We start from the raw sequence: 23,375 nt of genomic DNA, 5'->3' as shown, positions 1-23,375 counted from the left end.
CCCGCAGATGCAGAGTGAGCGGCCGAGCCTATCTGGCACGGTCGCTCTTTTTTTGATAGCTACTCAGGCTTACCCATTGCGCGCAGAGGCCGTTTTCAAGTAGATTTTTCGGCTCAACGCATGACGCTGGCCTGCAAATGGCCCAGCACAATCATGAGCACCTGCAGCACCACCAGCGCGGCCAGGGGCGACAGGTCGATGCCGCCCACCAGCGGGATAATCCGGCGAAACGGTCGCAGGACGGGTTCGCACAGCCGCGCAATCACATCGGACAGCGGTGAACGCGCCTGGACCCAGGACATCACGGCGTAGACGATCAGAAGGCCGATCAGCCCGGACACCGCCACCCGCGCCAGGCCAAACAGGGCCAACCACGGCAACCAAGCCCATGCAGAAGCGGCCCCGAGCAACAAAGTCAGCAGGCAGTACTGAACCAGTTGCAGCAGCGCTGCGGCCACCAGGCTCGACACATCCCAGCGCCCCACCGGAGGGATCACCCGGCGCAGCGGCATGATCAGCCAGTCTGTCAGGGCAAAAACCAGTCCCCCTACCGGGTTGGCGAATGGAACACGTTGCCACTGCATGTACAGCCGCAGCAGACAGGCCCCCGTGAGCAAGCCACCAACAACATCGAGCAGGAAAGAAGCGATCTGAAAGAGCATGGGTGGAAAAAGAGGCGAAGGGAACAAAAAACAAGGGCAGGACTGAAAGCGGGTTATGCCGTGGGATGATAGCGGGCCAAGGCGCCTCACCCCGCTCATGTCCCAAGCCCTCACACTGTCATCCCTGCCCCTTTTCCCCCTGAACTCCGTGCTGTTCCCGGGCGGCGTACTGGCGCTGCGCGTGTTTGAGGTGCGCTACCTGGACATGGTGCGCAAGTGCCACCAGGCAGGTGCGCCATTTGGCGTGGTCTCCCTCACCCACGGCCATGAAGTGCGCCAGGCGGGTGCGCCCGAAGAGCGCTTCAACGACATCGGCACCCTCGCGATCATCGAACAGCTGGATCACCCCCAGCCGGGCCTGATCACCTTGCTGTGCCGCGCCAGCCAACGTTTCCTCATCACCCGGCGCCATCACCTGCCCCACGGCCTGTGGACCGCCGATGTGGATCACGTAGACCCTGACCTCCCGGTACCCGTCCCTGGCGACCTCAAGAAGACCGCCACCGCACTGGCGCAGGTGCTGCACACACTCCGACAACGCGACCCCGAAACCCCCAACGCCATCACGCCCACCGAAACGCAACTGGACGACTGCGGCTGGGTGGCCAACCGCTGGTGCGAGCTGTTGCCCGTACCGCTGGAACTCAAACAGCGTCTGATGGAACTCGACAACCCTCTGGTGCGACTGGAATTGGTGGGGGATGTGCTGGAACGAACACGCATCGCGCAATGACACCCGCGACGCACCCACCCGCGCTGAGCAACATTCTGGAGTGGCCCCGCCCAGTGAAACGGCTGGTGGTAGTGGCGCTTGACATCGCCATGGGGCTGTTCGCCATGTGGCTGGCCTTCAGCTTGAGGCTGGAAGTGCTGCACTGGCCCAAGGGCATGCAGTGGCTGGCCTACGCACTGGCACCATTGCTGGCGCTCCCCATCTTCATGAGCAAAGGACTGTACCGCGCCATCTTCCGCTACACCGGCATCGCCGCTCTAGTCACCACCGGCAAGGCCGTGGCGATCTACGGAGCGCTACTGTTCGCCATCCTGATGGTGGGTCAGTGGATCGGCGTACCGCGCAGCGTTGGGATCTTGCAGCCGGTGATCTTTTTGCTGCTGGTGGGTGCCAGCCGCGCGTTGTGTTGGTTCTGGCTGGCCGGTCGGCGAGAAAATGCCACACATCGATTGCTAATTTATGGTGCTGGAAGCGCAGGCGCACAAACTGCGGCAGCCATGCAAAACATGCAACAGCACCGGCTTATGGGTTTTTTGGATGATGACGAAAAAAAATCTGACAGCACCATTAACGGAGTGCGCGTCTACAGCCCAGACAACCTGCTCGCTCTGATTGAAAGGCTGCGAATCACTGACGTCTTGCTGGCCATACCGAGTACAACCAGCCAGCGCAGACACCAAATCATTCAAAACCTTGGTGACGCTGCAGTGCGGGTACGTACCTTGCCTGGATTATCAGACTTGGCCAGCGGTCGCGTCACCATGACAGATTTTCAGGACTTGGACATTGAGGATTTACTGGGCCGAGAACCAGTAGCCCCTAACCCCCAATTGCTGGGAAGGAACATTCGGGGCAAAGCTGTTTTGGTCACTGGCGCCGGTGGCAGTATTGGCAGCGAGTTATGTCGGCAAATCGCCGCGCAGTCCCCAGCACTCTTGGTACTACTAGACCACAGCGAATATGCGCTGTACACCATCCACCATGAACTGGAAGCATTGAAGACCAAAGGCCTGCATGCGTGCGAACTGGTGCCCATACTCGCCAATGTGCGAGATGAGGCACGAGTCCTCGATATATGCAAACAGTATAGCCCCCACACCATCTACCACGCTGCGGCATACAAGCATGTCCCCATGGTAGAGTCCAATCCCGGCGAAGGTGTCCTAAACAACGTATTTGGCACCTTGAACATGGTGAAAGCCGCCATTGCCAATCAAGTACAGGATTTCGTTCTGATATCCACCGATAAGGCCGTGCGCCCCACCAACATAATGGGTGCAACCAAACGCGTGGCCGAAATGATTTTGCAGGCCGTGGCGGCCTCGACTACCCCCCCGTTCCCATCGAGCAAAGATGCTGCAGAAGCCCCTTGGAAAAGCCCAACAAGGTTTTCAATGGTGCGTTTTGGCAATGTGCTGGGCTCTAGTGGTAGCGTGATTCCCCTTTTTCGTCATCAAATTTCTACTGGTGGGCCTGTCACCGTAACCCACCCCGAGGTGTCCCGTTACTTCATGACCATCCCGGAAGCAGCACAACTGGTACTGCAGGCCGGCGCCATGGCTGAGGGAGGTGATGTATTCGTTCTGGACATGGGAGAGCCCATCAAAATTCTGGAAATTGCTAGGCGAATGGTCACCCTATCAGGACTTAGTGTACGGGATGAGACGCACCCTGATGCGGACATTGAATTGATTTTTACCGGACTACGACCTGGCGAGAAAATTTACGAAGAACTACTGATAGGCGAAAACACGAGTTCAACCGAACATAAGCAAATACTACGTGCGCGCGAGGAATATCTGCACTGGCGGGACCTTCAGAATCAGCTCCAAAGCCTCAAGGATGCAACGCGCAACAATAGCCTGCCAGCAATAAAGACCGTTTTAGACAAGCTATTTTCAGACGGCACGCTGGAATACCGCTAATGCGTAGCCGCGATCACGTTTTTAATATCGGGATAAACGTCACAGGCATGGTATTGCCCATGCTGGTCGGCGTGATGGTGGTACCGGGCCTGCTGCAGCGTTTAGGCCAAGAGCGATTTGGCGTTTTAGCATTGGGCTGGGTACTGGTGGGGTACTTCGGCTCTCTCGATCTGGGTATGGGGCGAGCGCTAACGCAATACTTGTCGTCTGCCGACGAAGCGGGGATCTCGCGGCGTGAGCAAGCCGCAGTTGCCTGTGCAGCGCGGCGCCTGCTGGGCGGGTTCTCTCTTGGCTTAGCGCTCTTGCTATCGCTGTTGCTGCCATGGCTGGTCAACTTCATCGAGATGCCCACGGAGCTAAACGCCCAGACCCAGGCTGCAACACCACTGCTGGCGCTGGCTGTGCCACTGGCTAACTGGTTTGCATGCAGTGCTGGCGCCCTGGAAGCGCGCAGCCGCTTCGGCGCCGTTAACAGCGTGCGTATTCCTGCAGGTGTGGCCAACTTTGTGGCACCCTGGATGACGTCCCTATTCACTACAGATCTCTTTTGGGTCATTGGTAGCCTGTTGGTAGTGCGCCTGGCCGGGGCACTGGGCATGGCGTGGCGGGCAAGACCCGAGTTTGCCCAGCCCGCATTACAGTGGCCCAGCACAGGTATCCGACAACTGCTGCGCTTTGGAGGCTGGATGACAGTCAGCAACCTCATCGGGCCAGTCATGTCGTATTTCGACCGCTTTGCAATTGCGGCCTGGGTTACGGTCGCAGCAGTAACACACTACACGGTACCTTTTGATGTCATCTCGCGTCTGCCTATGGTTCCAATTGCCATCATGGGTGTTCTACTACCGCTGCTCGCGCAGACCCGCCACAGCGCGCCGGGCACGAGCCCGCAGCACTACACCACCATCACACGCACAGTTGACCTGCTGCTGGTGTGCTGGATCCCGGGACTGGTTATGACAGCGTGGCTGGGACCGTGGCTGCTGGCATGGTGGGTGGGCTCCGATCTGGCCGCTGCCAGTACTCCAATATGGCGTTGGCTGGCTGTTGGCGTACTTGTTAACGGACTGGCCCACTTACCATTCACACTGTTGCAAAGCCAAGGGCGCACAGACATCATCGCCAAAATTCATTTAGCAGAATTAATACCATACATATTTTTTTTGTGGTGGGCAATAATCCAATACGGATTAGTAGGTGCAGCGGTGATGTGGTCTGTACGAACCAGCATAGATACAGCACTTATCTTTTCCAGTGCGCTTCGACACTTCCCGAATTGGCGCCAATCTCTTATTAAAACAACATTTATTGGCTTAGTGGGCGCACTACTCACTATTTGGATCGCATTTTTACCTGCCAATTAAAATGCCACCCAAGTCAAGAACCAACAATTTTTGCAAAAATGAAGCGACCACACCAAAAATTGAATCCCGCATCAGAAACCGCTTGGGAACCATCTGAAATCGAAGTACTAGGACAATGTCCTATTTGTCAAAGCAAAGACCGAAATGTACTTCATGAGTCCCTTACTGATACGCTTTTTGGTTGTGCGCCAGGTCGCTGGGCATTACATGCTTGCAGCGCCTGCAACACTGCTTATATCGACCCTCGCCCCACTGAAGATTCGATAGGAAAGGCTTATGCGGAGTATTGCACGCATCCAGAGCGAGAGAGTGACGCATTCGACCAAAATTTATCGACTGTAGGCATTTCACTGCTCAGCAGCGCTCGCGCCATATTGAACGGCTACCGCAATTCACTTTGGCAGATGGGGCTCACACCAAGCAATTCATACGGACGCTATCTGGTCGCACTGATTCCTCCTGTGCGCGCACTCATCGACCAGCAAATGCGGCACATGCCTCGCCAAGCGTCAGACAAACAAGGACGCTTGCTGGACGTCGGGTGTGGGAATGGTAGCTTTCTAAAGTTGGCGCAGAAAGCAGGATGGTCAGTGCACGGCATAGATTTTGACCCTATTGCAGTGGCCGAGGCTCGAAAGGGGGGGATGGATATCTACCTTGGCAGTATCGAACAACTCGAAGCACAGGAGGGCACCTATGACTGGATTACCTGCAGCCACGTTCTTGAGCATGTTCATGATCCGCAAAATTTGCTGCAATCTATGTATCGCCTATTGCGGCCCGGAGGTATTTTGTGGTTACAGACACCCAACATTGAAAGTATCGGCTACCGAGCATACGGTACAAGCTGGATAGGAATAGATCCACCACGCCATCTGACTCTAATGAGCATTGAGACTTTGCATAAAACACTTGAAAATAGTGGCTTCAGGACTATTTTTCGCCGCTTACCTGTAATATCGGCAATGGCCGTTTATGCAGCTAGCAATGCATTGAAAAATGGCGAAAAGAATGCCATCGGATTACCTCATACACGTATTTTTCGGCTGCGCTTTCTTCTCTTGGCTGTCATCCAGAACTTGAGTCTTCGCCATACTGAGTTCCACACGGCAATTGCAACGCGCCCAAAATAAACGACCGTCCACATGACTCACTCCTGTGTTTTTTGCATCGTCGTCACATACCGCCCCAATGCAGCGCACCTGCTGCGTGTGCTTGCCAGCATCACTGGGCACACGCCACGCGTCATCTTGGTGGACAACACGCCTGAGCAGCATTCAGCGATCACTGTTCCAAAAGGAGTGCAGTGCATCACCCTTGGCAAGAACTTGGGGATCGCGGCCGCACAAAACATCGGCATCCGCCAAGCCCTGGACCAAGGGGCAGAGTTCGTCTGGCTCAGTGACCAGGATACCGTTTACCCCGCTCATTTTTTGAACGCCATGCTGCAAGCACTGGGCACGTGCCAAGCGCGCGGTATGGCATTGGCAGCACTGGCACCGTCTTACTTTGACACCCACAAAGGCACAGTTCAGGCGTTTGTCCGCCACGCACCCTTCACACAATTTTTCACCCCCCAGTCAGGGCTACATCCGGTATCCCACGCCATCGCCTCCGGCACACTGATACCGAGCCAGACACTCCGTACCATTGGCCTCATGCAAGAGAGCCTGTTCATTGACTGGGTTGACCTGGAATGGTGCTGGCGTGCCAAAAACCAATACGGTTACCAGACCATGTGCACTGGGGATGTGGTGATTGAACACACCATGGGCGATGCTTCGGTGCAGTTTCTCGGAAAAAAAGTCAGCATCCGGTCACCGTTGCGGCACTATTACATGGTGCGAAACGCCATCCACATTGCTCTTCACTCCCGTTCAGCCACCCGGCCTATCCGTTGTGAGATTTTTGCCAAAGCACTGGCCTGGACGCTCATCTTCCCGCTGATCGCAACCAGTCACAAATCCCAGCATCTGCAGGCCACCCTGACAGGGCTGTGGGATGGTCTGCGTAACCGCATGGGCCCTAAAACCCTGATTTGAGCCACAAGCTTTCCATGCACAGCCTCGACCAGACGCCCCGGGTGCTCGTCCTGTTGGCCGCCTTCAACGGCATGGCTTTTTTGCCCGCGCAGATCACCTCCGTTCTGGACCAACAAGCCGTAGCCGTGCAGGTAGTCATAAGCATCGACCGCTCCTGCGATGGCACAGAAGCATGGGCCGAACAATTGGCGCAGCAAAACCCTCGGGTGTCGGTACTGCAAAGGGGGCAGGTTTTTGGTGGTGCAGCGCCCAATTTTTTTCGCTTGCTGCGCGATGTGGACATGACCCGTTGTGACTACGTTGCCCTGGCCGACCAGGACGACCTATGGCACACCGACAAACTGGCTCATGCCTGCCAACAGCTGCGATTCACAGGTGCGGCGGGTTACTCTGGCAACGTCACAGCCTTCTGGCCGGGCGGCAAAGAGCGGCTGATCGACAAGGCCCAGCCGCAGCAGCCCTGGGATTTTTTGTTTGAAGGCCCGGGACCGGGCTGTACTTTTGTGCTGGCACAGCCTCTAGCGCTGGCGCTGCAAACCTGGGTTCGTCAGCAGGGGCAGGCGCTGCAGCCGGTGGACTTCCATGACTGGCTTATTTACGCGTGGGTGCGCGCACAGGGTTACCAATGGCTGATCGATGCGCAGCCACACCTGCGCTACCGGCAACACGCTCACAACCAACTAGGCGCCAATGCCGGGCTGCGGCCCCTGCTACATCGTGCTTGGCAGATGGGCAACGGCTGGTGGCTGGGCCAGGCCAGCCTGATCGCCCGACTGTTGCAACTGCACGAGCACCCTTTTGTCGCCCCGTGGCTGCAAGGGCAGCGGGGGGGATTGCTACAGTTGGCAATGCGAGCAGGGCAATGTCGACGGCGGCAGCGTGACCAACTGCTGTTCTTTTTGTCGTGCCTGTGGATGGTGATTTTTTTGCCCGGACGCGGGAGGCTTCCTTGCGCACTTGCCTGATAACCGGGGCCTCGGGCTTTATTGCCAGGCACCTGGCCTGTGCGTTGGCACAAGCCCCGCAGCCGTGGCAACTGCGTTTGGTGGGACGTAGCGCCGCACGGCTGCCCGACTGTGCAGGGGCCACGCAACACACCGTTAGAGCACTGGATGGCAGCACCGACTGGTCTGGCATGCTTCAAGATGTGGGCGTGGTGGTGCATGCCGCCGCCCGGGTACATGTATTGCACGACACTGCCATCGATGCACCGGCGCAGTACCGCCGCACCAACACCGAAGGTGCCGTGCGGCTCGCCGAGCAGGCAGCAGCGGCGGGCGTAAAACGCCTCGTTTTTTTGAGCACCATCGGCATCCACGGCGTTGGCCGGGACCGTCCTTACCAGGAAACCGACGCACCGGCTCCAAACAGTCCCTACGCCCAATCCAAGCTAGACGCAGAGCGCGGCCTGCAAGCACTGGCGGCGCGCACAGGACTGGAGGTGGTGGTGATTCGGCCCCCGCTGGTGTACGGCCCGGATGCACCCGGCAACTTCGCTCGGCTGACGGCTATCGTGCGCAGTGGCGTTCCTTTGCCGCTGGGCAACGTGCGCAACCTGCGGAGCATGGTGGACGTGGCCAACCTAGTCAGCCTTATCCAAAACTGCATGACCCACCCCGCCGCTGCCCAGCAGACCTTTTTGGTCAGCGACGGACAAGATCTTTCCACCACCGACCTGATCCAGCGCATGGGGGCGGCTCTACACCAGCCCGTAAGGCTGCTGCCCGTGCCGTTGCCACTGCTGCGCTGGGGCGCGGCCTGCATAGGCAAGCAATCGATGCTGCAGCAACTGACCAGCACACTGCAAGCCGACATCCAAAAGGCGCGCACCTTGCTGGACTGGATGCCACCGGTGACGGTTGATGCCGCCCTGGCCAAAGCACTCACACCACAGCCAAGGCCATGAAACGATTAATCGACCTGTTGCTGGCCCTGTTGGCCAGCCTTTTGCTGGCCCTGCCCTTGGTGCTGATCGCACTCTGGGTCAGAACTACCTCACCCGGACCGGCGCTCTACTGGTCAGACCGCGTGGGACGAAACAACGCTCTTTTCCGTATGCCCAAGTTTCGGACAATGCGCATCGACACGCCCGAGGTCGCCACCCATTTGCTGGAGCGCCCCGAACAATGGCTTACGCCCATAGGCAGCTTTTTGCGCCGCAGCAGTCTGGATGAACTGCCTCAGTTGTGGAGCATTCTGCGTGGCGATATGAGCCTTGTTGGGCCTCGCCCAGCACTGCACAACCAGCATGACCTGATCGCACTCCGAACTCGCGCGGGAGTTCACATGCTGCGCCCAGGCCTGACAGGTTGGGCCCAAATCAATGGCCGGGACGAACTGCCAATCGAACAGAAAGTCGCGCTAGACGCTTGGTACCTGCAGCACTGCTCGCTCACGCAAGACGCAACGATCCTGCTGCGCACTATTTCGGCTGTGCTGTGCCGCGATGGCGTTAGCCACTGAGCATCAACCAAACATGTCTATCAAAGGGCAGATAACCCCATCCAGATAGCGATTAAAAAACAGTCCGCAAGACCCTGCCCAGAAACATGGTGGAGACTTTCGTCTACCTCAAGCACTCTAGGTCGCTGCTGCCCGGCCACCACACATACGTGGCACTAGTCGCCGGAAAAAAGGGGATTTAAATCGGTGGCCCCAGCATGATCGTCAAACCTCGTCCCCCCTCCGCCAAGCGATCACCGATCTAGATGGGGTGAACGTCTCACGCAATCCCTTGTAGTAGAAAGACATCACTGCCGGGCGCCATTTCAATTTCACAGGATCAAAGAAGGGGATGCAGTTCGTCGGTGACGCTTCGGACTTGTCTGCGATCATTGACGACTCGTATGAATTCCTCCTATCCTCCAATTGCCTGGAGCATGTGACCAACCCAATCAAGGCGCTGTCAGAGTGGAAACGAGTCATCAACCGTGGGGGGACACTGATTCTGGTGCTTTCGAACAATGCCAGCAACTTTGACCATCGACGCCCAACAACCCCGTTGGCCCATCTCATTGCAGACTTCGAGAACAATACGTCCGAGCATGATTTGACGCATCTGGATGAAATTCGATCGCTAGACCCACCCGCTGGAACATTCCAACAGTTCAAGGAACACAGGCTGGACAACTTCCACAACAGAACTTTGCACCACCACGTTTTTGATCGACAACTGATGCAGGACCTTTTGTCGTATGCAGGGTTGGATGTCATCGAAACCACCGCGACACAAAGCGATTTTTTCGCATTGGCAAGAAAGCCGACGTAACTCATCGGACTGGAATTCACACCCATCCGCCCTAGCTACACGCGAAAACTTAAAATCGTCTGTTTTGGTTCAAACCATCGCCCCATTACAGGCGGCCTCCCATGTCTGACAACAATACAACCCTCCCCCCCCAGGACGACAACCAGCTCATCGCCGAGCGCCGCGAAAAGCTCCGCGCCTTGCGTGAAGTGCAAGCCAACGGCGGGGGCGTGGCCTTCCCCAACAATTTCAAGCCCGCCCACAAGGCGGCACAGTTGCACCAGGATCACGGCGAAACCGCAACCGAAACGCTGGAGGCCACACCCGTCACCGTCAGCGTAGCCGGCCGCATGATGCTCAAGCGCGTGATGGGCAAGGCCAGCTTTGCCACGGTGCAGGACGGCTCGCTGGGCGAGGTCGGCGGTCGTATCCAGCTCTACGTCACCCGCGACGCCGTGGGCGAAGACCTGTACGCCGCTTTCAAGCACTGGGACCTGGGTGACATCGTGGGCGCCGAAGGCACGCTGATGAAGACCAAGACCGGCGAACTGTCGGTCAAGGTGACCAGCCTGCGTCTGCTGACCAAGAGCCTGCGCCCCCTGCCCGACAAGTTCCACGGCATGGCCGATCAGGAGCAAAAATACCGCCAGCGCTATGTCGACCTGATCACCGACGAGCAGGCCCGCAAGCGCTTCATGGCCCGAAGCAAGGCTGTGAGCGGCCTGCGCGAGTTCATGGTGAGCCACGGCTTCCTGGAGGTCGAAACGCCCATGCTGCACCCGATCCCGGGCGGCGCCAATGCCAAGCCGTTCGTGACGCACCACAACGCGCTGGAACAAGAAATGTTCCTGCGCATTGCGCCAGAGCTGTACTTGAAGCGCCTGATCGTGGGCGGTTTCGAGCGGGTGTTCGAGATCAACCGCAGCTACCGCAACGAAGGCATCTCGGTGCGCCACAACCCCGAGTTCACCATGATGGAGTTCTACGCGGCGTACTGGAACTACCTGGACCTGATGGACTTCACCGAGACGCTGATCCGCGAGGTGGCTTTGAGGGCCACAGGCTCGCTTCAGCTGAGCTACGGTGGGCGCGAGGTGGACCTGAGTCAGCCGTTTGCGCGCCTGACCATTCGCGAAGCGATCTTCCAGTACACCGAAGCGGGCGCCCATGTGGACGATGCTGCATGGCTCATCAGCGCGCTGAAAAAGCTGGGCATGACGGAGGAGAAGGACAAGCTCTCTGCCCGCTCCCTCGCAAGCCTGCAGGTGCTGTACTTTGAAGAAACTGTGGAGGACAAGCTCTGGATGCCCACCTTCATCATGGAGCACCCCACCGAGATCTCGCCCCTGGCCCGCGCCAACGACACCCGCCCCGAGGTGACCGAGCGCTTCGAGCTGTACATCACCGGCCGCGAGTTCGGCAATGGCTTCAGCGAACTGAACGACGCCGAAGACCAGGCCGCACGCTTTCACGCCCAGGTGGCTGCCAAAGACGGCGGTGACGACGAAGCCATGTTCTACGACCACGATTTTGTGCGCGCGCTGGAATACGGCATGCCCCCCACAGGGGGGTGCGGCATCGGTATTGACCGCCTCATGATGCTGCTGACTGACAGCCCCAGCATCCGCGACGTGATCCTGTTCCCAGCGCTGCGCCGGGAGTCCTGAGCCTGAGTGAGGCCCCGGGGCAATGTACTCCGGGCGCCAGAGAATGCGCCTTTAGACGGCGACCAAGGAGACCCCTGTGCCTTTCAGCTCCAGCAACGCCCCCTACCCCGCCCCCCAAACCGCCGTCGAGCCCATGCCCTCGGGCAACGCGTTCTCGGTGCTGGTGGTAGAAGACCAGGGCTCGGTGCGTGCAGCACTGGTCGCCGAGCTGCGGCGTGCAGGCGTGTCCAACATTTTCGAAGCGCCCGAGGGCCAGGCGGCCCTGCACCTCTTCAAGACCCACCGCCCGGACCTCGTTCTGCTCGACATCAAGCTGCCTGGCCAGGACGGCTACTGGGTGGCGCAGCAGATGCGCGAGAGCGAGGCGGGCGACTGGACCCCCATCATCTTCCTGTCCGGCCTGGATAACGAACTGGACGTGTGGCGCGGCATTGAGGTGGGTGGAGACGACTACCTCGTCAAACCCGTCAAGCCCATCGTGCTCATGGCCAAGCTGCGCGCCATGCGGCGCCTGCTGGACATGCGCCGCCGGCTGGTGACGATGTCGGGCGAGTTGCATGCAGCCAACCAGCGGCTCAATGAGATGGTGGAGATCGACGCCCTCACAGGCCTGGTCAACCGCCGAGGGTTTGACCGCATCCTCCACAACGAGATTCTTGCGGCCCGCCGGGACGGCACGCCGCTCACGCTGATGCTGTGCGACCTGGACCACTTCAAACTCTTCAACGACGCCAGCGGCCATGTGCAGGGCGATGCTTGCCTGAGGGAAGTAGGCCGCCTGCTGCGTGAAGTGTGTGTGCGCCCGCGGGACGTGGCCTCTCGCTATGGCGGCGAGGAGTTTGCCCTCATCCTGCCCAGCACACCCCGCTCGGGCGCCATGACCTTCGCGCGGGCACTGGGGCAACTTCTCAAGGTACGCGCCATCGCACATGCCAATTCGCCCTTGGGCAACATCCTCACGCTGTCTGGCGGCATCACCACCTGCGTGCCCGATGACAGCACCAACGCCGAGAGCATGATCATGCGCGCCGACCAGGCCCTCTACGCCGCCAAGGCCCAGGGGCGCAATCGGTTCTTCAGTTTTGAAATGCAGATGGACACCGTGGAGCAACTGCGCAATTGAGTTTCTTTTCCGCCTTCTCGTTTGATGCCACCGAGCGCAGCGCGCGCACCGTGGCATCTCGCATGCAACTGCTGAAAACCCGCCTGCCCGACTGGGTGCAGGACTGGCTGGAGGTCATCATCCCCGGCACGCAGATCCTGCTGATCCTGTTCGCCGCCTGGCTGCTGCAGCGTGTGCTGCGCCGCATCGTGCGACGTGCCAGTAGCCACTACCAGCTGCCTGACGAGTTGGTCGTGCCCATGAATGGGCTGATCCGCTGGATCATCGTGGCAAGCGCACTGCTGCTGGTGCTTGAGCGCATGGGCGTCTCTGCCACCGTGCTGTGGACAGCCTTCACCGGATTTGCCACGGTAGGTGCTGTGGCTTTTTTTGCCGCCTGGAGCGTACTGTCCAACCTGTTCTGCGCACTGCTGATCTTCACGGTGCGACCGTTCCGGATCGGCGACTACATCGAGGTGCTGGACACCGCCGAAAAACCCGGCGCCAAGGGTCGCGTGGTGGACATCAACCTGCTCTACACAACGCTGGAAGACCACAGCGCCACGGCCGAGCAGGTGGCTTGGCTGCAGATCCCGAACTCACTGGTATTCCAGCGGGTGGTGCGGCGCTTTCAGGGCGTGCCCGCGCCGGCAGCGCCGCAGGCGCCTGCTCCAGCAGCGCCGTCAGAGCCTGCAACAGCCCCGGCTGCAATGCCCGGCGCCGTACAACCAGTCTCACCCCAGCCCCCCGCGACAGCGCCGCAGGGCGGTTGAGTGCACCCCTGAGAGCCGGCTTCGACCTCACCAGGGATCTGAATCAGCCCTTCAGGGCAGCAGGTCGAGCGCCTGCAGGTAGGCAGGCTGGTACATCAGTTCGTCCCAGGGCTGGGGCAAGGTTTCGGGCAGCAGCGCAAGGCGGCGCGATTCGCTGTCCACGCTGGGCTGCCAGCGGCCCTGCTTCTGGGCCTTTTCCAGGCCATCGATGAGTTCATCCACCGCCTGTCCGTCGCCCAGGCTCTGGTTGCACAGCAGCACCAGGTCGCAGCCCGCCTGCAATGCGGCAATCCCGGCATCGGTGTAGCTGACCACCTTGCCGTCGAGGCGGCGGGCGCCTTCCATGCTCAGGTCGTCGCTGAAGATGGCGCCGTCAAAACGCATCTGGCGGCGCAGGATGTCCTGCAGCCAGCGCTGCGAGAAGCCTGCGGGGCGGCTATCCACCTTGGGGTAGATCACATGGGCGGGCATCACGCTGGTGAGCGTGCTACTGAGCCAGGGGTACGGCGCGGCGTCGTCGGCCAGGATGGCCTTGAGGCTGCGCTTGTCCACCGGCACTTCGGTGTGCGAATCGGCCTTGACGAAACCGTGGCCGGGAAAGTGCTTGCCGCAGTTGGCCATGCCCGCCTGCAGCAGGCCGTGCATCAGGCTCTTGGCAAGCAGCGCCACCACACGCGGGTCGCGGTGGAAGGCGCGGTCGCCGATCACGCCGCTTTCACCCCAGTCCAGGTCGAGCACGGGCGTGAAGCTGAAATCCACACCACAGGCGCGCAGTTCTGCCCCCAGTACGTAGCCCGCTGCCGTGGCGGCATTGGTGGCGCGCAGCGCGCCGCTGCCGGGCACCGCCTTGGCGCCCTTGCCATCGTCCATCCACATCTCGCCCAAAGCGCGCATGGGTGGCAGGTGGGTGAAACCGTCGGTGCGAAAGCGCTGCACACGGCCGCCTTCGTGGTCCACGCAGATGAGCAGGTCGTCACGCACAGCCTTGATGCTGCTGGTGAGCTGCAGCAGCTGCTCGCGATTTTCCCAGTTGCGGGCAAACAGGATCACGCCGCCGGTCAGCGGGTGGGCGAGGCGGCGGCGGTCCACATCGGTGAGTGTGGTGCCCGCCACGTCGAGGATCAGGGGTGCGTGTTCAGTCATCAGGGTCCATCAGAATTTACTATCAAAACAATAGCTATCAAGGCATGCCAATAGCGCGGAGAAGGCCTTTTTTCTATGTTTTTTCAACCACACAGAAGCTGGCGGCGTAGTCGGTCTCGTCGGTCACGCTCAGGTGCGCCTTCAGCCCCCGGGCCTCGAACCACTCCTTGAGTGCGCCGTGCAGCACGATCACCGGCTGGCCGGTGGGGAGCTTGGCCACCTCGCAGTGGCGCCAGGTCATGGGCATGCGCATACCCAGGCCGATGGCTTTGCTGAACGCCTCCTTGGCAGAGAACCGCGTGGCGAGGTAGCGCAGGCCCCGGTCGGGCCAGCGGCTACTCCTCTCGCGCCAGGTGGCCAGCTCGCCGTCGGCCAGCACCTTCTGGGCAAAACGTTCGCCATGGCGCTCCAGGCTGGCGGCGATGCGGCGCACGTCGCAGATGTCGGTGCCAATGCCGTAGATCATGAGAATTTTTGAATAAAAATGGCTGCTAACGCACGACCATCATTCCTTTGCAGCTATCAAATCAGGAGTCGCTAGCTGGAGGTGCAAACCCCGCCTGGATACACGCCAGGTAGGCCAACACCGTGGCGGTGTAGCCCAGCTCCAGCGCGTCGGCAATGAGGGCATGGCCAATCGACACCTCCAGCACGCCGGGCACCTCGCGCACAAAGGCAGTCAGGTTGTCACGGTTCAGATCATGGCCTGCGTTCACGCCCAGGCCTGCGTCCAGCGCGGCCTGGGCAGCGGCGGCGTAGCGCTTGAGTTCCACCGCGTGCTGCGGCGTGCCCCAGGCGGCGGCGTAGGGCTCGGTGTACAGCTCCACCCGGTCGGCGCCCACGGCCCGGGCGGCGGCCATCTGCTCGGGCACCGGGTCCATGAACAGGCTCACGCGCACGCCCAGCGCCTTGCACTCCGCAATCAGGGGTGCCAGGCGTTCGGCGTCCTGAGGAAAGCTCCAGCCGTGGTCGCTGGTGAACTGGTCTTCGCTGTCGGGCACAAAGGTCGCTTGGTGGGGCCGCACCTGGCGAATAAAGTCCATCAGGTTCTGCGACGGGTTGCCCTCGATGTTGTATTCGCGGCCCGGCCAGGCCTTCATCAGCGTGGCCAGCTCGAACACGTCGTGGCTGCGGATATGGCGCTCATCGGGCCGGGGGTGCACCGTGATGCCCTGGGCACCGGCCTGCAGGCACAGTTCGGCCGCGCGGGTCACGCTGGGAATGCCCAGGTGGCGCGTGTTTCGCAGCAGCGCGACTTTGTTGACGTTGACCGATAGGGCGGTGGTCCGGTGCGAAGCGGGGTGGGATGGCTGGTTCATAGGGCCTGCAAATCGATCATGAGCTGGCGGGTGCGCAGCATGGGGCTGCCGCAATGGTATTGCAGCACGGTGCGCAGCTGGGGCTTGAGTTCCGCTGCGATGGGGGCACAGGCGCGCAGCGTGGCGGTGTAGCTGGCAGAGCCATCGTCCAGCGCGCGTTGCAAGGCAACCCACTGCCGTCCCACCAGCGCCGCGCGGTCGGTGGCAGACGCCACCCGCAAACCGCCTTCGGCCACCAGGGTGTAGCGCGTGTCGGCCTTGAGCGGCTCCAGCGTCATGGTCTGCGCATCCAGGCTGGGCAAGAGGCCGATCTCGCGCAGCAGCAGCAGTTCAAAGCTGCGCAGCACGGGTTCGAGCGCATCGCCATGTTCGCTGGCCAGCACGCGCACCACACCGGCGTAGGCGTCGAACAGCGCGGTGTGTGCATCGGCCCGCGCGAGCAGGCGCAGCAGCAGTTCGTTGAGGTACAGGCCCGAGAGCAACGCATCGCCGGTGGGCATCACATGGCCGCCCACCCACTCGGCGCCCTTGAGGGTGTGGATGTCTGCGCTGCCATCGCCAGTGAGTGTGTAGGTCACCAACAGCGGCTGCAGCGGCAGCAACACGGGGCGGAAGTTGGAGGTGGGTTTCTTGGCCCCCTTGGCCACCAGCGCCACACGCCCCTGGCGGCGGCAGAGGACTTCCAGGATCAGGCTGGACTCGCTCCAGTCGTAGCTGTGCAGCACGAAGGCGGGCTCATCGGCGATGCGCTTGGCGGCAGCCACGGTGCTGGTTGGAAAGTGGTGCGAGAGGGGTCAGAAAAAACCAGCCACCGCGTTGGGTGACCGGAAGATCATCCGGGCAAAGCTCATTCGTAGCCAAAAGAGCGCACGCGCGCTTCGTCGTCCGCCCAGCCGGAGCGCACTTTGACCCAGAGTTCGAGGAACACCTTGGCATCCATGAGCTTTTCCAACTCCTGGCGGGCCTCGGTGCCGATGCGCTTCAAACGCTCGCCCTTGTCGCCAATGACCATCATCTTGTGGTTGTCGCGCTCGACCACGATGGTGGCAGCGATCTTGACCAGGCGCTTGTGCTGCTTGCTTTTTTCTTCGTCGAACTTGTCGATGACCACGGTCGAGGTGTAGGGCAGCTCATCGCCCGTGAAGCGGAACAGCTTCTCGCGCACGGTCTCCGACGCCAGGAACTTCTCGCTGCGGTCGGTCAGCTCGTCCTCGGCGTACCACCAACCCTGCTCGGGCAGGTACTTGGCACAAATGCCAAAGAGGCGCTCAATGTCGCCCTTGTTCTTGGCCGACATGGGCACGAACTCGGCAAACGGGTGACGCTCCTGCATGCTCTTGAGCCAGGGTGCAATCTCGGCGCGGCGGTGCACCATGTCGAGCTTGTTGGCCACCAGTAGTGTGGGGATGCCGGGCTTGAACAGCGACAGCACCTTGGCATCGGCCAGCGTGAAATTGCCCGCCTCAACCACAAAAAGGATCAGATCCACATCGCCAATCGCGCCCATCACGGTCTTGTTCAGCGACTTGTTGAGTGCGGTTGCGTGGCGCGTCTGGAAGCCAGGCGTGTCCACAAAGATGAACTGGGTTTGCTCCAGTGTGCGGATGCCCGTGATGCGGTGGCGCGTGGTCTGTGCCTTGCGCGAGGTGATGCTGATCTTCTGCCCCACCAGGGCATTGAGCAGCGTGGACTTGCCCACATTGGGCTTGCCCACAATGGCAATCACGCCGCAGCGCTGGCCGGGCACCGCAGCAGGCACTGCGGCAGCGGCCAGCATGGCCTCCAGATCGTTTGGCACGGGAACGCTTTCTGCGCCATCGTCACCAGCTACGTTGTTAGTAGCATCATTCATAACTTCTTTGCTTTCAATGTGGCCAGCATGGCGGCGGCTGCCGCCTGCTCGCCCGCCCGGCGCGAGCCCCCGATGCCGCGTTCGGTCAGGCCCAATTCGGGAATATCGCACTCGACGTCAAAGGTCTGGCGGTGGGCCACGCCTACGGTCGCCACCACCCGGTACTGCGGCAGCTTCATTTTGCGGCCCTGGAGCCACTCCTGCAACGCGGTTTTGGCATCCTTGGAAGCCGCCTGCATCTGAGGATTGATCTCCACCCCTTCAAACAGGCGATGCACCAGCGCTTCGGCATGGACGTACCCCGCATCGAGGTACACCGCGCCAATCAGGGCTTCCACGGCATCGGCCAGGATGGAGGGGCGCTGCTGCCCACCCGACTTGGCCTCCCCCTCGCCCAGACGCAGCACCTCGGAGACTTTCAGCCGCAGGGCCAGCTGGTGCAAGGTGTCCTGTTTGACCAGGTTGGCGCGCACGCGGGACAGATCGCCCTCCGGCAGGGCAGACAAGCGCTGGTACAACAGGCTGGCAACCGCCAGATTCAGGACGGAGTCACCCAGAAATTCGAGCCGCTCGTTGTGGTCCGCAGAAAAACTGCGGTGCGTGGTGGCACGCTGGAGCAGCGAGGGATCCGAAAAAACATGCTGCAGGCGGCCCTGCAGCGCGACGAGACCGGCCTGCACCTACTTGGTCTGCGCTTCAAAGCGGTAGACCAGATAGGCCGGCCCCGCCAAAGGGATCTCACGGGCGTATTTGAACGACACAACGACTTTGTCGCCGCGTTTAGTCACCTCCAGGTCCGATCCCTTGATGGAGGAAATGTCATCAATTGCTGCCGCCCGGTCAAAAGCGGCCCGCACGCCCGCTACCGAGCTCTCCACCTTGGCCTTTTCAATAGCCTTTTTGGCCGCGTTGTACTCCAAGAAAATAGGAACAGACTGGCCACCAATGGCAAACACCGCCACCGCAATCACGCCAACAAAAACCAATCCGAAAAAAGACAACCCGCGCTGGCGAGAGCGGCTTGCGATGCGATTCATTGCCATAAATTATCCCCTCACTATATGGTGAACAGCGGTTGTGCGATTCAGTGGAACGCGCCGATGCGCTTGAGATTACCGAAATTCATCCAGACAAAAAAGGCCTTGCCAACAATGTTGCCCTCTGGAACAAACCCCCAGTAGCGGGAGTCCAGCGAGTTGTCGCGGTTGTCGCCCATCATGAAATAGTGGCCTTCTGGAACCTTGCAAGCGACGCCTTCCACACTGTAGCGGCAGTTTTCGCGGTAGGCAAAATTGCTGGCGCCTTGCACAAAAGCGGGCACATCCGGGTTGTTCAGCAAACGGTGGGGCTTGTCGCCCAGCGTTTCCTCGAACTGTTTGAAGTAGCGCATCGCGTCTTCTTCGAAAAAGTCGGGAATCGCTTTCGTATCAACTGCCTTGCCATTGATCGTCAGGCGCTTGTTGATGTAGGCAACTTCGTCTCCAGGTACACCAACCACTCGCTTGATGTAGTCCATGCTGGGCTGCGGCGGATACCGGAACACCAGCACATCGCCACGCACGGGCTTGTTGCCCTCGGTGATCTTCGTGTTGATGACCGGAAGGCGCAGGCCGTAAGTGAACTTGTTCACCAGAATCAGGTCGCCCACCAGCAGCGTCGGGATCATGGATCCAGACGGAATCTTGAAGGGTTCAAACAGAAAAGAGCGCAGGAAAAACACCGCGACAATCACTGGAAAAAGCCCAGCAGTCCAGTCCAGCCACCAAGGCTGCATGAGGATCTGGCCTTTGGCATCCTGCACATCCACATCGATCTTCTGGATGCCCATGCGGTCCAGCTCGGCGCGGCGCGCCACGGCAGCATCTTCTATCGCTTGCGCCGCCCGGCGCCGAGCCGGCAAAAAGTAGAACCGCTCCGCCAACCAATACGCCCCAGTGATCACCGTGGCCAGAAACAGCAGCAGCGCAAAGTTGCCCTCGATAGCGCCAAAGTACCAAGCGCCGACATAACCGGCAAAACCGGCCAGCACCAAAGACGTGAGAATTTGCATGAACTGCATCAATCTTCCACCTGCAAAATGGCCAAAAACGCCTCCTGGGGCACCTCGACGGAACCGATCTGCTTCATCCGCTTCTTGCCCGCCTTCTGCTTTTCGAGCAACTTGCGCTTGCGGGAGATATCCCCGCCGTAGCACTTGGCCAGCACGTTCTTTCGCAGGGCCTTGATGGTCTCGCGCGCAATGATGTTGGCACCGATCGCTGCCTGAATGGCCACGTCATACATCTGGCGGCTGATGATCTCGCGCATCTTGGCAACCACGGCACGACCCCGATACTGGGATTGCGAGCGGTGCACGATGATGGACAGTGCATCGACCTTTTCGCCGTTCAGAAGAATATCGACCTTCACAACATCGGAGGCGCGGTACTCCTTGAACTCATAGTCCATGGAGGCATAGCCGCGCGACACCGACTTGAGCTTGTCGAAGAAGTCGAGCACGATTTCGCCCAGAGGCATTTCGTAGGTAAGCATCACCTGGCGACCGTGGTACGCCATGTTCATCTGCACACCGCGCTTTTGGTTGGCCAGTGTCATCACCGGGCCCACGTAGTCCTGGGGCATGTACAAATGCACGGTGACGATGGGCTCGCGGATTTCCTCCAGCCTCCCCTGGTCCGGCATCTTGGAGGGGTTCTCTACCATGATCACCTCACCATCGGCCTTGACCACCTGGTAGACCACACTGGGCGCAGTCGTGATGAGGTCCTGGTCAAACTCTCGCTCCAGGCGCTCCTGCACGATTTCCATGTGCAACAGCCCCAGGAAGCCACAGCGGAAACCGAAACCCAGCGCCTGGCTAACTTCTGGCTCGTAGTGCAATGAGGCGTCATTGAGCTTGAGCTTTTCGAGCGCATCGCGCAGCGAGTCGTATTCGCTCGCCTCGGTCGGGTACAGACCGGCAAACACCTGAGGCTGGATCTCCTTGAAGCCAGGCAGAGCCTCGGCGGCAGGGCCCGCATTGTTAGGTAACTTCTTTTCGAGCGTGATCGTATCGCCCACCTTGGCAGCCTGCAGCTCCTTGATGCCGGCGATGATGTAGCCCACTTGCCCTGCATCGAGTGAGTTGCGCGGCTCGTTGGCGGGCGTGAACACCCCAAGGTTGTCCGCGTTGTAGACCGCCCCGCTGGCCATCATCTTGATACGCTCACCTTTTAGCAGACGGCCATCGACCACCCGCACCAGCATCACCACACCCACATAGCTGTCGAACCAGCTATCGATGATCATCGCTCGCAGCGGGCCATCTGCATTGCCGCGCGGCGCAGGCACCTTGGCCACGATGGCTTCGAGGATCTCGTCGATACCCATGCCGGTCTTAGCCGAGCAGGGAATTGCATCGGTCGCATCGATGCCGATGACATCCTCAACCTCGGCCTTCGCGTTGTCAGGATCGGCGTTGGGCAAGTCCATCTTGTTGAGCACGGGCACCACTTCAACGCCCAGATCCAGCGCGGTATAGCAGTTGGCCACGGTCTGCGCTTCTACGCCCTGCGACGCATCGACAACCAGCAGCGCACCTTCGCAGGCCGACAGCGAGCGACTCACCTCATACGAGAAGTCCACATGGCCCGGTGTGTCGATCAAATTGAGGTTGTAGATCTGACCATCACGCGCCTTGTACTGCAGCGCAGCGGTCTGCGCCTTGATGGTTATCCCACGCTCTTTTTCGATATCCATCGAGTCCAGGACCTGGGCCTCCATCTCGCGCTCCGCCAGTCCGCCGCACCGCTGGATCAAGCGGTCAGCCAGCGTCGACTTGCCATGGTCGATGTGCGCAATGATGGAAAAATTTCTGATGTGATTCATCAACGGAAAGCGTCAAGTGATTGAATTAAAACAGCGCCCACAAGAAAAAAGGGCGCGTCGAGTGGCGACGCGCCCTGAACCAACAATCATTGGCAACTGCGATAGTTGGAACTTCATTGTAGGCAAAAAGGCTGCTTGGAAAAGCCCGCCCGACTGCACCGAGGGGGAGTTGCCGGTCTGCAACAGGTATTTTATACACAGTTTATTCACAGTCGACACAACAACAACGCTGGACAACTTGTGGGTGAGCTGTGGATCGGTTGTGCATCGCACAGAACTATCCCGCATCGTGAACCCGATGCCAGCCAATATGCAGATAAGCGTTTAACGGAAGCCTCTATTCTATCGAATCTGGTTGATAGGCCTTAACAAAGTTAGCAAAAGCTAACATCTAGACGCCGCTACGGCGTGACGCAAAAAAACAAAAAAGAAATTCATCGCCTAAAGGCCAGGTCAAAAAAGAGGGGGAATCAGCCATGTGAACCGCCCTCTCGCAGTGTCGCGTCAGCGCCCGGACCGGATCAGGGCGTACTGGGCCCACTCACCGCGCCGGTACAGCACGTTGATGGACTTGCTCTTGTCGGCTTTGGCGAGCACAGACTCGAACTCCTTCACGCCCGAAATTTCGGTATTGGCCACCGACAGAATGATGTCCCCTTCGCGCAGTCCCGCACGGGCAGCAGCGTCGGTGGCGGCGGCCACCACTACGCCGCCCTTGAGCTTGAGCTCTTTCTTCTGCGCGTCGGTGATCTCTGTCACCGACAGCCCCAACTGCTGCGCGGCAGCAGAAGCCCTGGGTTTTTCCTCACGCTCGGCCACCTTGATGGCAGGCTTGTCTGGTTCGATTTCTGCAATGGTGATGCCAAGATCGCGCGACACCCCCCGGCGGAACACCGTCACCGTGCTCTTGCTCCCGGGCTTGGTGTTGCCGACCAGGCGCGGCAGGTCCGCCACCTTCTCAATGGGCTTGCCATCAAAACGAGTGATGATGTCACCGGCTTCCACTCCGGCCTTGTCGGCCGGCGATCCGCCCTCTACACCGGTGACCAGCGCACCTTGTGGCTTGCCCAGGCCAATGGACTCGGCGACATCTTTGGTGACCGTACCAATCTGCACACCAATGCGCCCACGCGTCACGCGCCCCGAGGCGCGCAACTGCTCACTGACCCGAATGGCCTCATCCATGGGGATGGCAAACGAGATGCCCATGAAACCACCTGAGCGTGAATAAATTTGGCTATTGATGCCCACCACCTCGCCGCGCATGTTGATAAGCGGGCCACCCGAATTGCCAGGATTGATGGCTACATCGGTCTGGATGAAAGGCAGGTAGTCACCCGTGTCGCGCTGCTTGGCACTCACGATGCCCGCCGTGACGGTGTTCTCCAGCCCAAAAGGAGATCCAATCGCCATCACCCATTCACCGACACGCAGGCGGCTTACATCCCCCACTTTCACCGCAGGCAGGCCCGTCGCCTCGATCTTGACCACAGCCACATCCGTGCGCTTGTCAGCACCAACGATCTTGGCCTTGAACTCGCGCTTGTCCGGAAGCGTCACAATGACTTCGTCGGCACCGTCCACCACATGGGCGTTGGTCATGACAAACCCATCTGCGGTCAGGATGAAACCGGAACCGACCCCCCGTGGCTGCTGCTCCTCTTCCTGCTGCGGCCTCT

General features: G+C 59.9%; 23 protein-coding genes. 12 read left to right on the top strand and 11 right to left on the bottom strand.

From position 1 onward, the window contains the following. Positions 1-113: 113 nt before the first annotated feature. The gene (locus DBR12_RS13625) at positions 114-662 is read right to left on the bottom strand and encodes a YggT family protein (RefSeq protein ID WP_108617756.1); all 549 of its coding nucleotides are present in this window, start codon (positions 660-662) and stop codon (positions 114-116) included. 97 nt (positions 663-759) lie between these two features. Between DBR12_RS13625 and DBR12_RS13620 the strand changes: the two genes are divergently transcribed. The 12 genes from DBR12_RS13620 to DBR12_RS13565 all read left to right on the top strand — a co-directional run bounded on the left by DBR12_RS13620 (position 760) and on the right by DBR12_RS13565 (position 13,515). Further along, positions 760-1,395, top strand: a complete 636-nt coding sequence (locus tag DBR12_RS13620; protein WP_108617755.1) for an LON peptidase substrate-binding domain-containing protein — start codon at positions 760-762, stop codon at positions 1,393-1,395. Further along, a complete protein-coding gene (locus tag DBR12_RS13615) occupies positions 1,392-3,320 on the top strand; it encodes a nucleoside-diphosphate sugar epimerase/dehydratase (protein WP_108617754.1) in 1,929 nt (642 codons plus the stop codon). Before DBR12_RS13620 ends, DBR12_RS13615 begins: the two co-directional genes overlap by 4 nt. After that, complete coding sequence (locus DBR12_RS13610) at positions 3,320-4,684, top strand: oligosaccharide flippase family protein (RefSeq protein ID WP_108617753.1); 1,365 nt, start codon at positions 3,320-3,322, stop codon at positions 4,682-4,684. The genes DBR12_RS13615 and DBR12_RS13610 overlap by 1 nt, the downstream gene beginning before the upstream one ends. Positions 4,685-4,743: 59 nt before the next feature. After that, a complete protein-coding gene (locus tag DBR12_RS13605; RefSeq protein WP_233244475.1) occupies positions 4,744-5,817 on the top strand; it encodes a bifunctional 2-polyprenyl-6-hydroxyphenol methylase/3-demethylubiquinol 3-O-methyltransferase UbiG in 1,074 nt (357 codons plus the stop codon). A gap of 12 nt (positions 5,818-5,829) precedes the next feature. After that, positions 5,830-6,726 carry a glycosyltransferase family 2 protein gene (locus tag DBR12_RS13600; protein WP_108617751.1) on the top strand — a complete coding sequence of 299 codons (897 nt, stop codon included), beginning with the start codon at positions 5,830-5,832 and terminating at the stop codon, positions 6,724-6,726. 14 nt (positions 6,727-6,740) lie between these two features. Further along, a complete protein-coding gene (locus tag DBR12_RS13595; protein ID WP_108617750.1) occupies positions 6,741-7,691 on the top strand; it encodes a glycosyltransferase in 951 nt (316 codons plus the stop codon). Further along, positions 7,631-8,632 carry an NAD-dependent epimerase/dehydratase family protein gene (locus tag DBR12_RS13590; RefSeq protein WP_108617749.1) on the top strand — a complete coding sequence of 334 codons (1,002 nt, stop codon included), beginning with the start codon at positions 7,631-7,633 and terminating at the stop codon, positions 8,630-8,632. The genes DBR12_RS13595 and DBR12_RS13590 overlap by 61 nt, the downstream gene beginning before the upstream one ends. After that, positions 8,629-9,189, top strand: a complete 561-nt coding sequence (locus tag DBR12_RS13585; protein ID WP_108617748.1) for a sugar transferase — start codon at positions 8,629-8,631, stop codon at positions 9,187-9,189. The genes DBR12_RS13590 and DBR12_RS13585 overlap by 4 nt, the downstream gene beginning before the upstream one ends. A gap of 331 nt (positions 9,190-9,520) precedes the next feature. Next, complete coding sequence (locus DBR12_RS13580; RefSeq protein ID WP_108617747.1) at positions 9,521-9,994, top strand: methyltransferase domain-containing protein; 474 nt, start codon at positions 9,521-9,523, stop codon at positions 9,992-9,994. Positions 9,995-10,095: 101 nt separating this feature from the next. Further along, positions 10,096-11,640, top strand: a complete 1,545-nt coding sequence (gene lysS / locus DBR12_RS13575; protein WP_108617746.1) for a lysine--tRNA ligase — start codon at positions 10,096-10,098, stop codon at positions 11,638-11,640. A 133-nt stretch (positions 11,641-11,773) separates the two neighbouring features. Further along, on the top strand, positions 11,774-12,763 hold the full coding sequence (locus tag DBR12_RS13570; RefSeq protein WP_233244485.1) for a diguanylate cyclase domain-containing protein: 990 nt from the start codon (positions 11,774-11,776) through the stop codon (positions 12,761-12,763). A 62-nt stretch (positions 12,764-12,825) separates the two neighbouring features. After that, the gene (locus DBR12_RS13565) at positions 12,826-13,515 is read left to right on the top strand and encodes a mechanosensitive ion channel family protein (protein WP_108617763.1); all 690 of its coding nucleotides are present in this window, start codon (positions 12,826-12,828) and stop codon (positions 13,513-13,515) included. A gap of 51 nt (positions 13,516-13,566) precedes the next feature. On the opposite strand, the gene nagZ is transcribed toward DBR12_RS13565, so the two are convergent. From nagZ to DBR12_RS13515, 10 genes are all read right to left on the bottom strand, one after another. Further along, complete coding sequence (nagZ, locus tag DBR12_RS13560; RefSeq protein ID WP_108617744.1) at positions 13,567-14,658, bottom strand: beta-N-acetylhexosaminidase; 1,092 nt, start codon at positions 14,656-14,658, stop codon at positions 13,567-13,569. A gap of 73 nt (positions 14,659-14,731) precedes the next feature. After that, complete coding sequence (gene acpS, locus DBR12_RS13555; protein WP_108617743.1) at positions 14,732-15,124, bottom strand: holo-ACP synthase; 393 nt, start codon at positions 15,122-15,124, stop codon at positions 14,732-14,734. Positions 15,125-15,185: 61 nt separating this feature from the next. Then, positions 15,186-15,977 (bottom strand): pyridoxine 5'-phosphate synthase, encoded by a 792-nt coding sequence (locus DBR12_RS13550; protein ID WP_108617742.1) that lies wholly within the window; start codon positions 15,975-15,977, stop codon positions 15,186-15,188. Beyond that, on the bottom strand, positions 15,974-16,741 hold the full coding sequence (gene recO / locus DBR12_RS13545; RefSeq protein ID WP_108617741.1) for a DNA repair protein RecO: 768 nt from the start codon (positions 16,739-16,741) through the stop codon (positions 15,974-15,976). Before recO ends, DBR12_RS13550 begins: the two co-directional genes overlap by 4 nt. An 83-nt stretch (positions 16,742-16,824) precedes the next feature. Continuing rightward, the gene (gene era / locus DBR12_RS13540) at positions 16,825-17,829 is read right to left on the bottom strand and encodes a GTPase Era (RefSeq protein WP_108617740.1); all 1,005 of its coding nucleotides are present in this window, start codon (positions 17,827-17,829) and stop codon (positions 16,825-16,827) included. Beyond that, positions 17,826-18,509, bottom strand: coding sequence for a ribonuclease III (rnc, locus tag DBR12_RS13535; RefSeq protein ID WP_108617739.1), 684 nt, complete (start codon positions 18,507-18,509; stop codon positions 17,826-17,828). Before rnc ends, era begins: the two co-directional genes overlap by 4 nt. Beyond that, positions 18,510-18,872, bottom strand: coding sequence for a DUF4845 domain-containing protein (locus tag DBR12_RS13530; RefSeq protein WP_108617738.1), 363 nt, complete (start codon positions 18,870-18,872; stop codon positions 18,510-18,512). A gap of 41 nt (positions 18,873-18,913) precedes the next feature. After that, complete coding sequence (lepB, locus tag DBR12_RS13525) at positions 18,914-19,888, bottom strand: signal peptidase I (RefSeq protein ID WP_108617737.1); 975 nt, start codon at positions 19,886-19,888, stop codon at positions 18,914-18,916. Next, the gene (gene lepA / locus DBR12_RS13520) at positions 19,888-21,696 is read right to left on the bottom strand and encodes a translation elongation factor 4 (protein WP_108617736.1); all 1,809 of its coding nucleotides are present in this window, start codon (positions 21,694-21,696) and stop codon (positions 19,888-19,890) included. Before lepA ends, lepB begins: the two co-directional genes overlap by 1 nt. A 504-nt stretch (positions 21,697-22,200) precedes the next feature. Beyond that, positions 22,201-23,375: Do family serine endopeptidase (locus DBR12_RS13515; RefSeq protein WP_233244473.1), on the bottom strand; the 1,175-nt coding region annotated here is incomplete at its 5' end.

The organism is Acidovorax sp. HMWF029 (assembly GCF_003060895.1).
In the GTDB taxonomy this organism is placed as follows: Bacteria; Pseudomonadota; Gammaproteobacteria; order Burkholderiales; family Burkholderiaceae_C; genus Acidovorax.
This window is presented reverse-complemented; position numbering and strand designations above follow the sequence as displayed.

Bases quoted from the DNA above. Each gene is read 5' to 3' on its own strand.
- lysS (WP_108617746.1), top strand. From the start codon at position 10,096: ATGTCTGACAACAATACAACCCTCCCCCCCCAGGACGACAACCAGCTC.
- DBR12_RS13595 (WP_108617750.1), top strand. From the start codon at position 6,741: ATGCACAGCCTCGACCAGACGCCCCGGGTGCTCGTCCTGTTGGCCGCC.
- DBR12_RS13570 (WP_233244485.1), top strand. From the start codon at position 11,774: ATGCCCTCGGGCAACGCGTTCTCGGTGCTGGTGGTAGAAGACCAGGGC.
- lepA (WP_108617736.1), bottom strand. From the start codon at position 21,696: ATGAATCACATCAGAAATTTTTCCATCATTGCGCACATCGACCATGGC.
- DBR12_RS13610 (WP_108617753.1), top strand. From the start codon at position 3,320: ATGCGTAGCCGCGATCACGTTTTTAATATCGGGATAAACGTCACAGGC.
- DBR12_RS13620 (WP_108617755.1), top strand. From the start codon at position 760: ATGTCCCAAGCCCTCACACTGTCATCCCTGCCCCTTTTCCCCCTGAAC.
- DBR12_RS13550 (WP_108617742.1), bottom strand. From the start codon at position 15,977: ATGAACCAGCCATCCCACCCCGCTTCGCACCGGACCACCGCCCTATCG.
- lepB (WP_108617737.1), bottom strand. From the start codon at position 19,888: ATGCAGTTCATGCAAATTCTCACGTCTTTGGTGCTGGCCGGTTTTGCC.
- DBR12_RS13530 (WP_108617738.1), bottom strand. From the start codon at position 18,872: ATGGCAATGAATCGCATCGCAAGCCGCTCTCGCCAGCGCGGGTTGTCT.
- DBR12_RS13625 (WP_108617756.1), bottom strand. From the start codon at position 662: ATGCTCTTTCAGATCGCTTCTTTCCTGCTCGATGTTGTTGGTGGCTTG.
- era (WP_108617740.1), bottom strand. From the start codon at position 17,829: ATGAATGATGCTACTAACAACGTAGCTGGTGACGATGGCGCAGAAAGC.
- DBR12_RS13615 (WP_108617754.1), top strand. From the start codon at position 1,392: ATGACACCCGCGACGCACCCACCCGCGCTGAGCAACATTCTGGAGTGG.
- DBR12_RS13585 (WP_108617748.1), top strand. From the start codon at position 8,629: ATGAAACGATTAATCGACCTGTTGCTGGCCCTGTTGGCCAGCCTTTTG.
- DBR12_RS13580 (WP_108617747.1), top strand. From the start codon at position 9,521: ATGCAGTTCGTCGGTGACGCTTCGGACTTGTCTGCGATCATTGACGAC.
- DBR12_RS13565 (WP_108617763.1), top strand. From the start codon at position 12,826: ATGCAACTGCTGAAAACCCGCCTGCCCGACTGGGTGCAGGACTGGCTG.
- DBR12_RS13600 (WP_108617751.1), top strand. From the start codon at position 5,830: ATGACTCACTCCTGTGTTTTTTGCATCGTCGTCACATACCGCCCCAAT.
- acpS (WP_108617743.1), bottom strand. From the start codon at position 15,124: ATGATCTACGGCATTGGCACCGACATCTGCGACGTGCGCCGCATCGCC.
- nagZ (WP_108617744.1), bottom strand. From the start codon at position 14,658: ATGACTGAACACGCACCCCTGATCCTCGACGTGGCGGGCACCACACTC.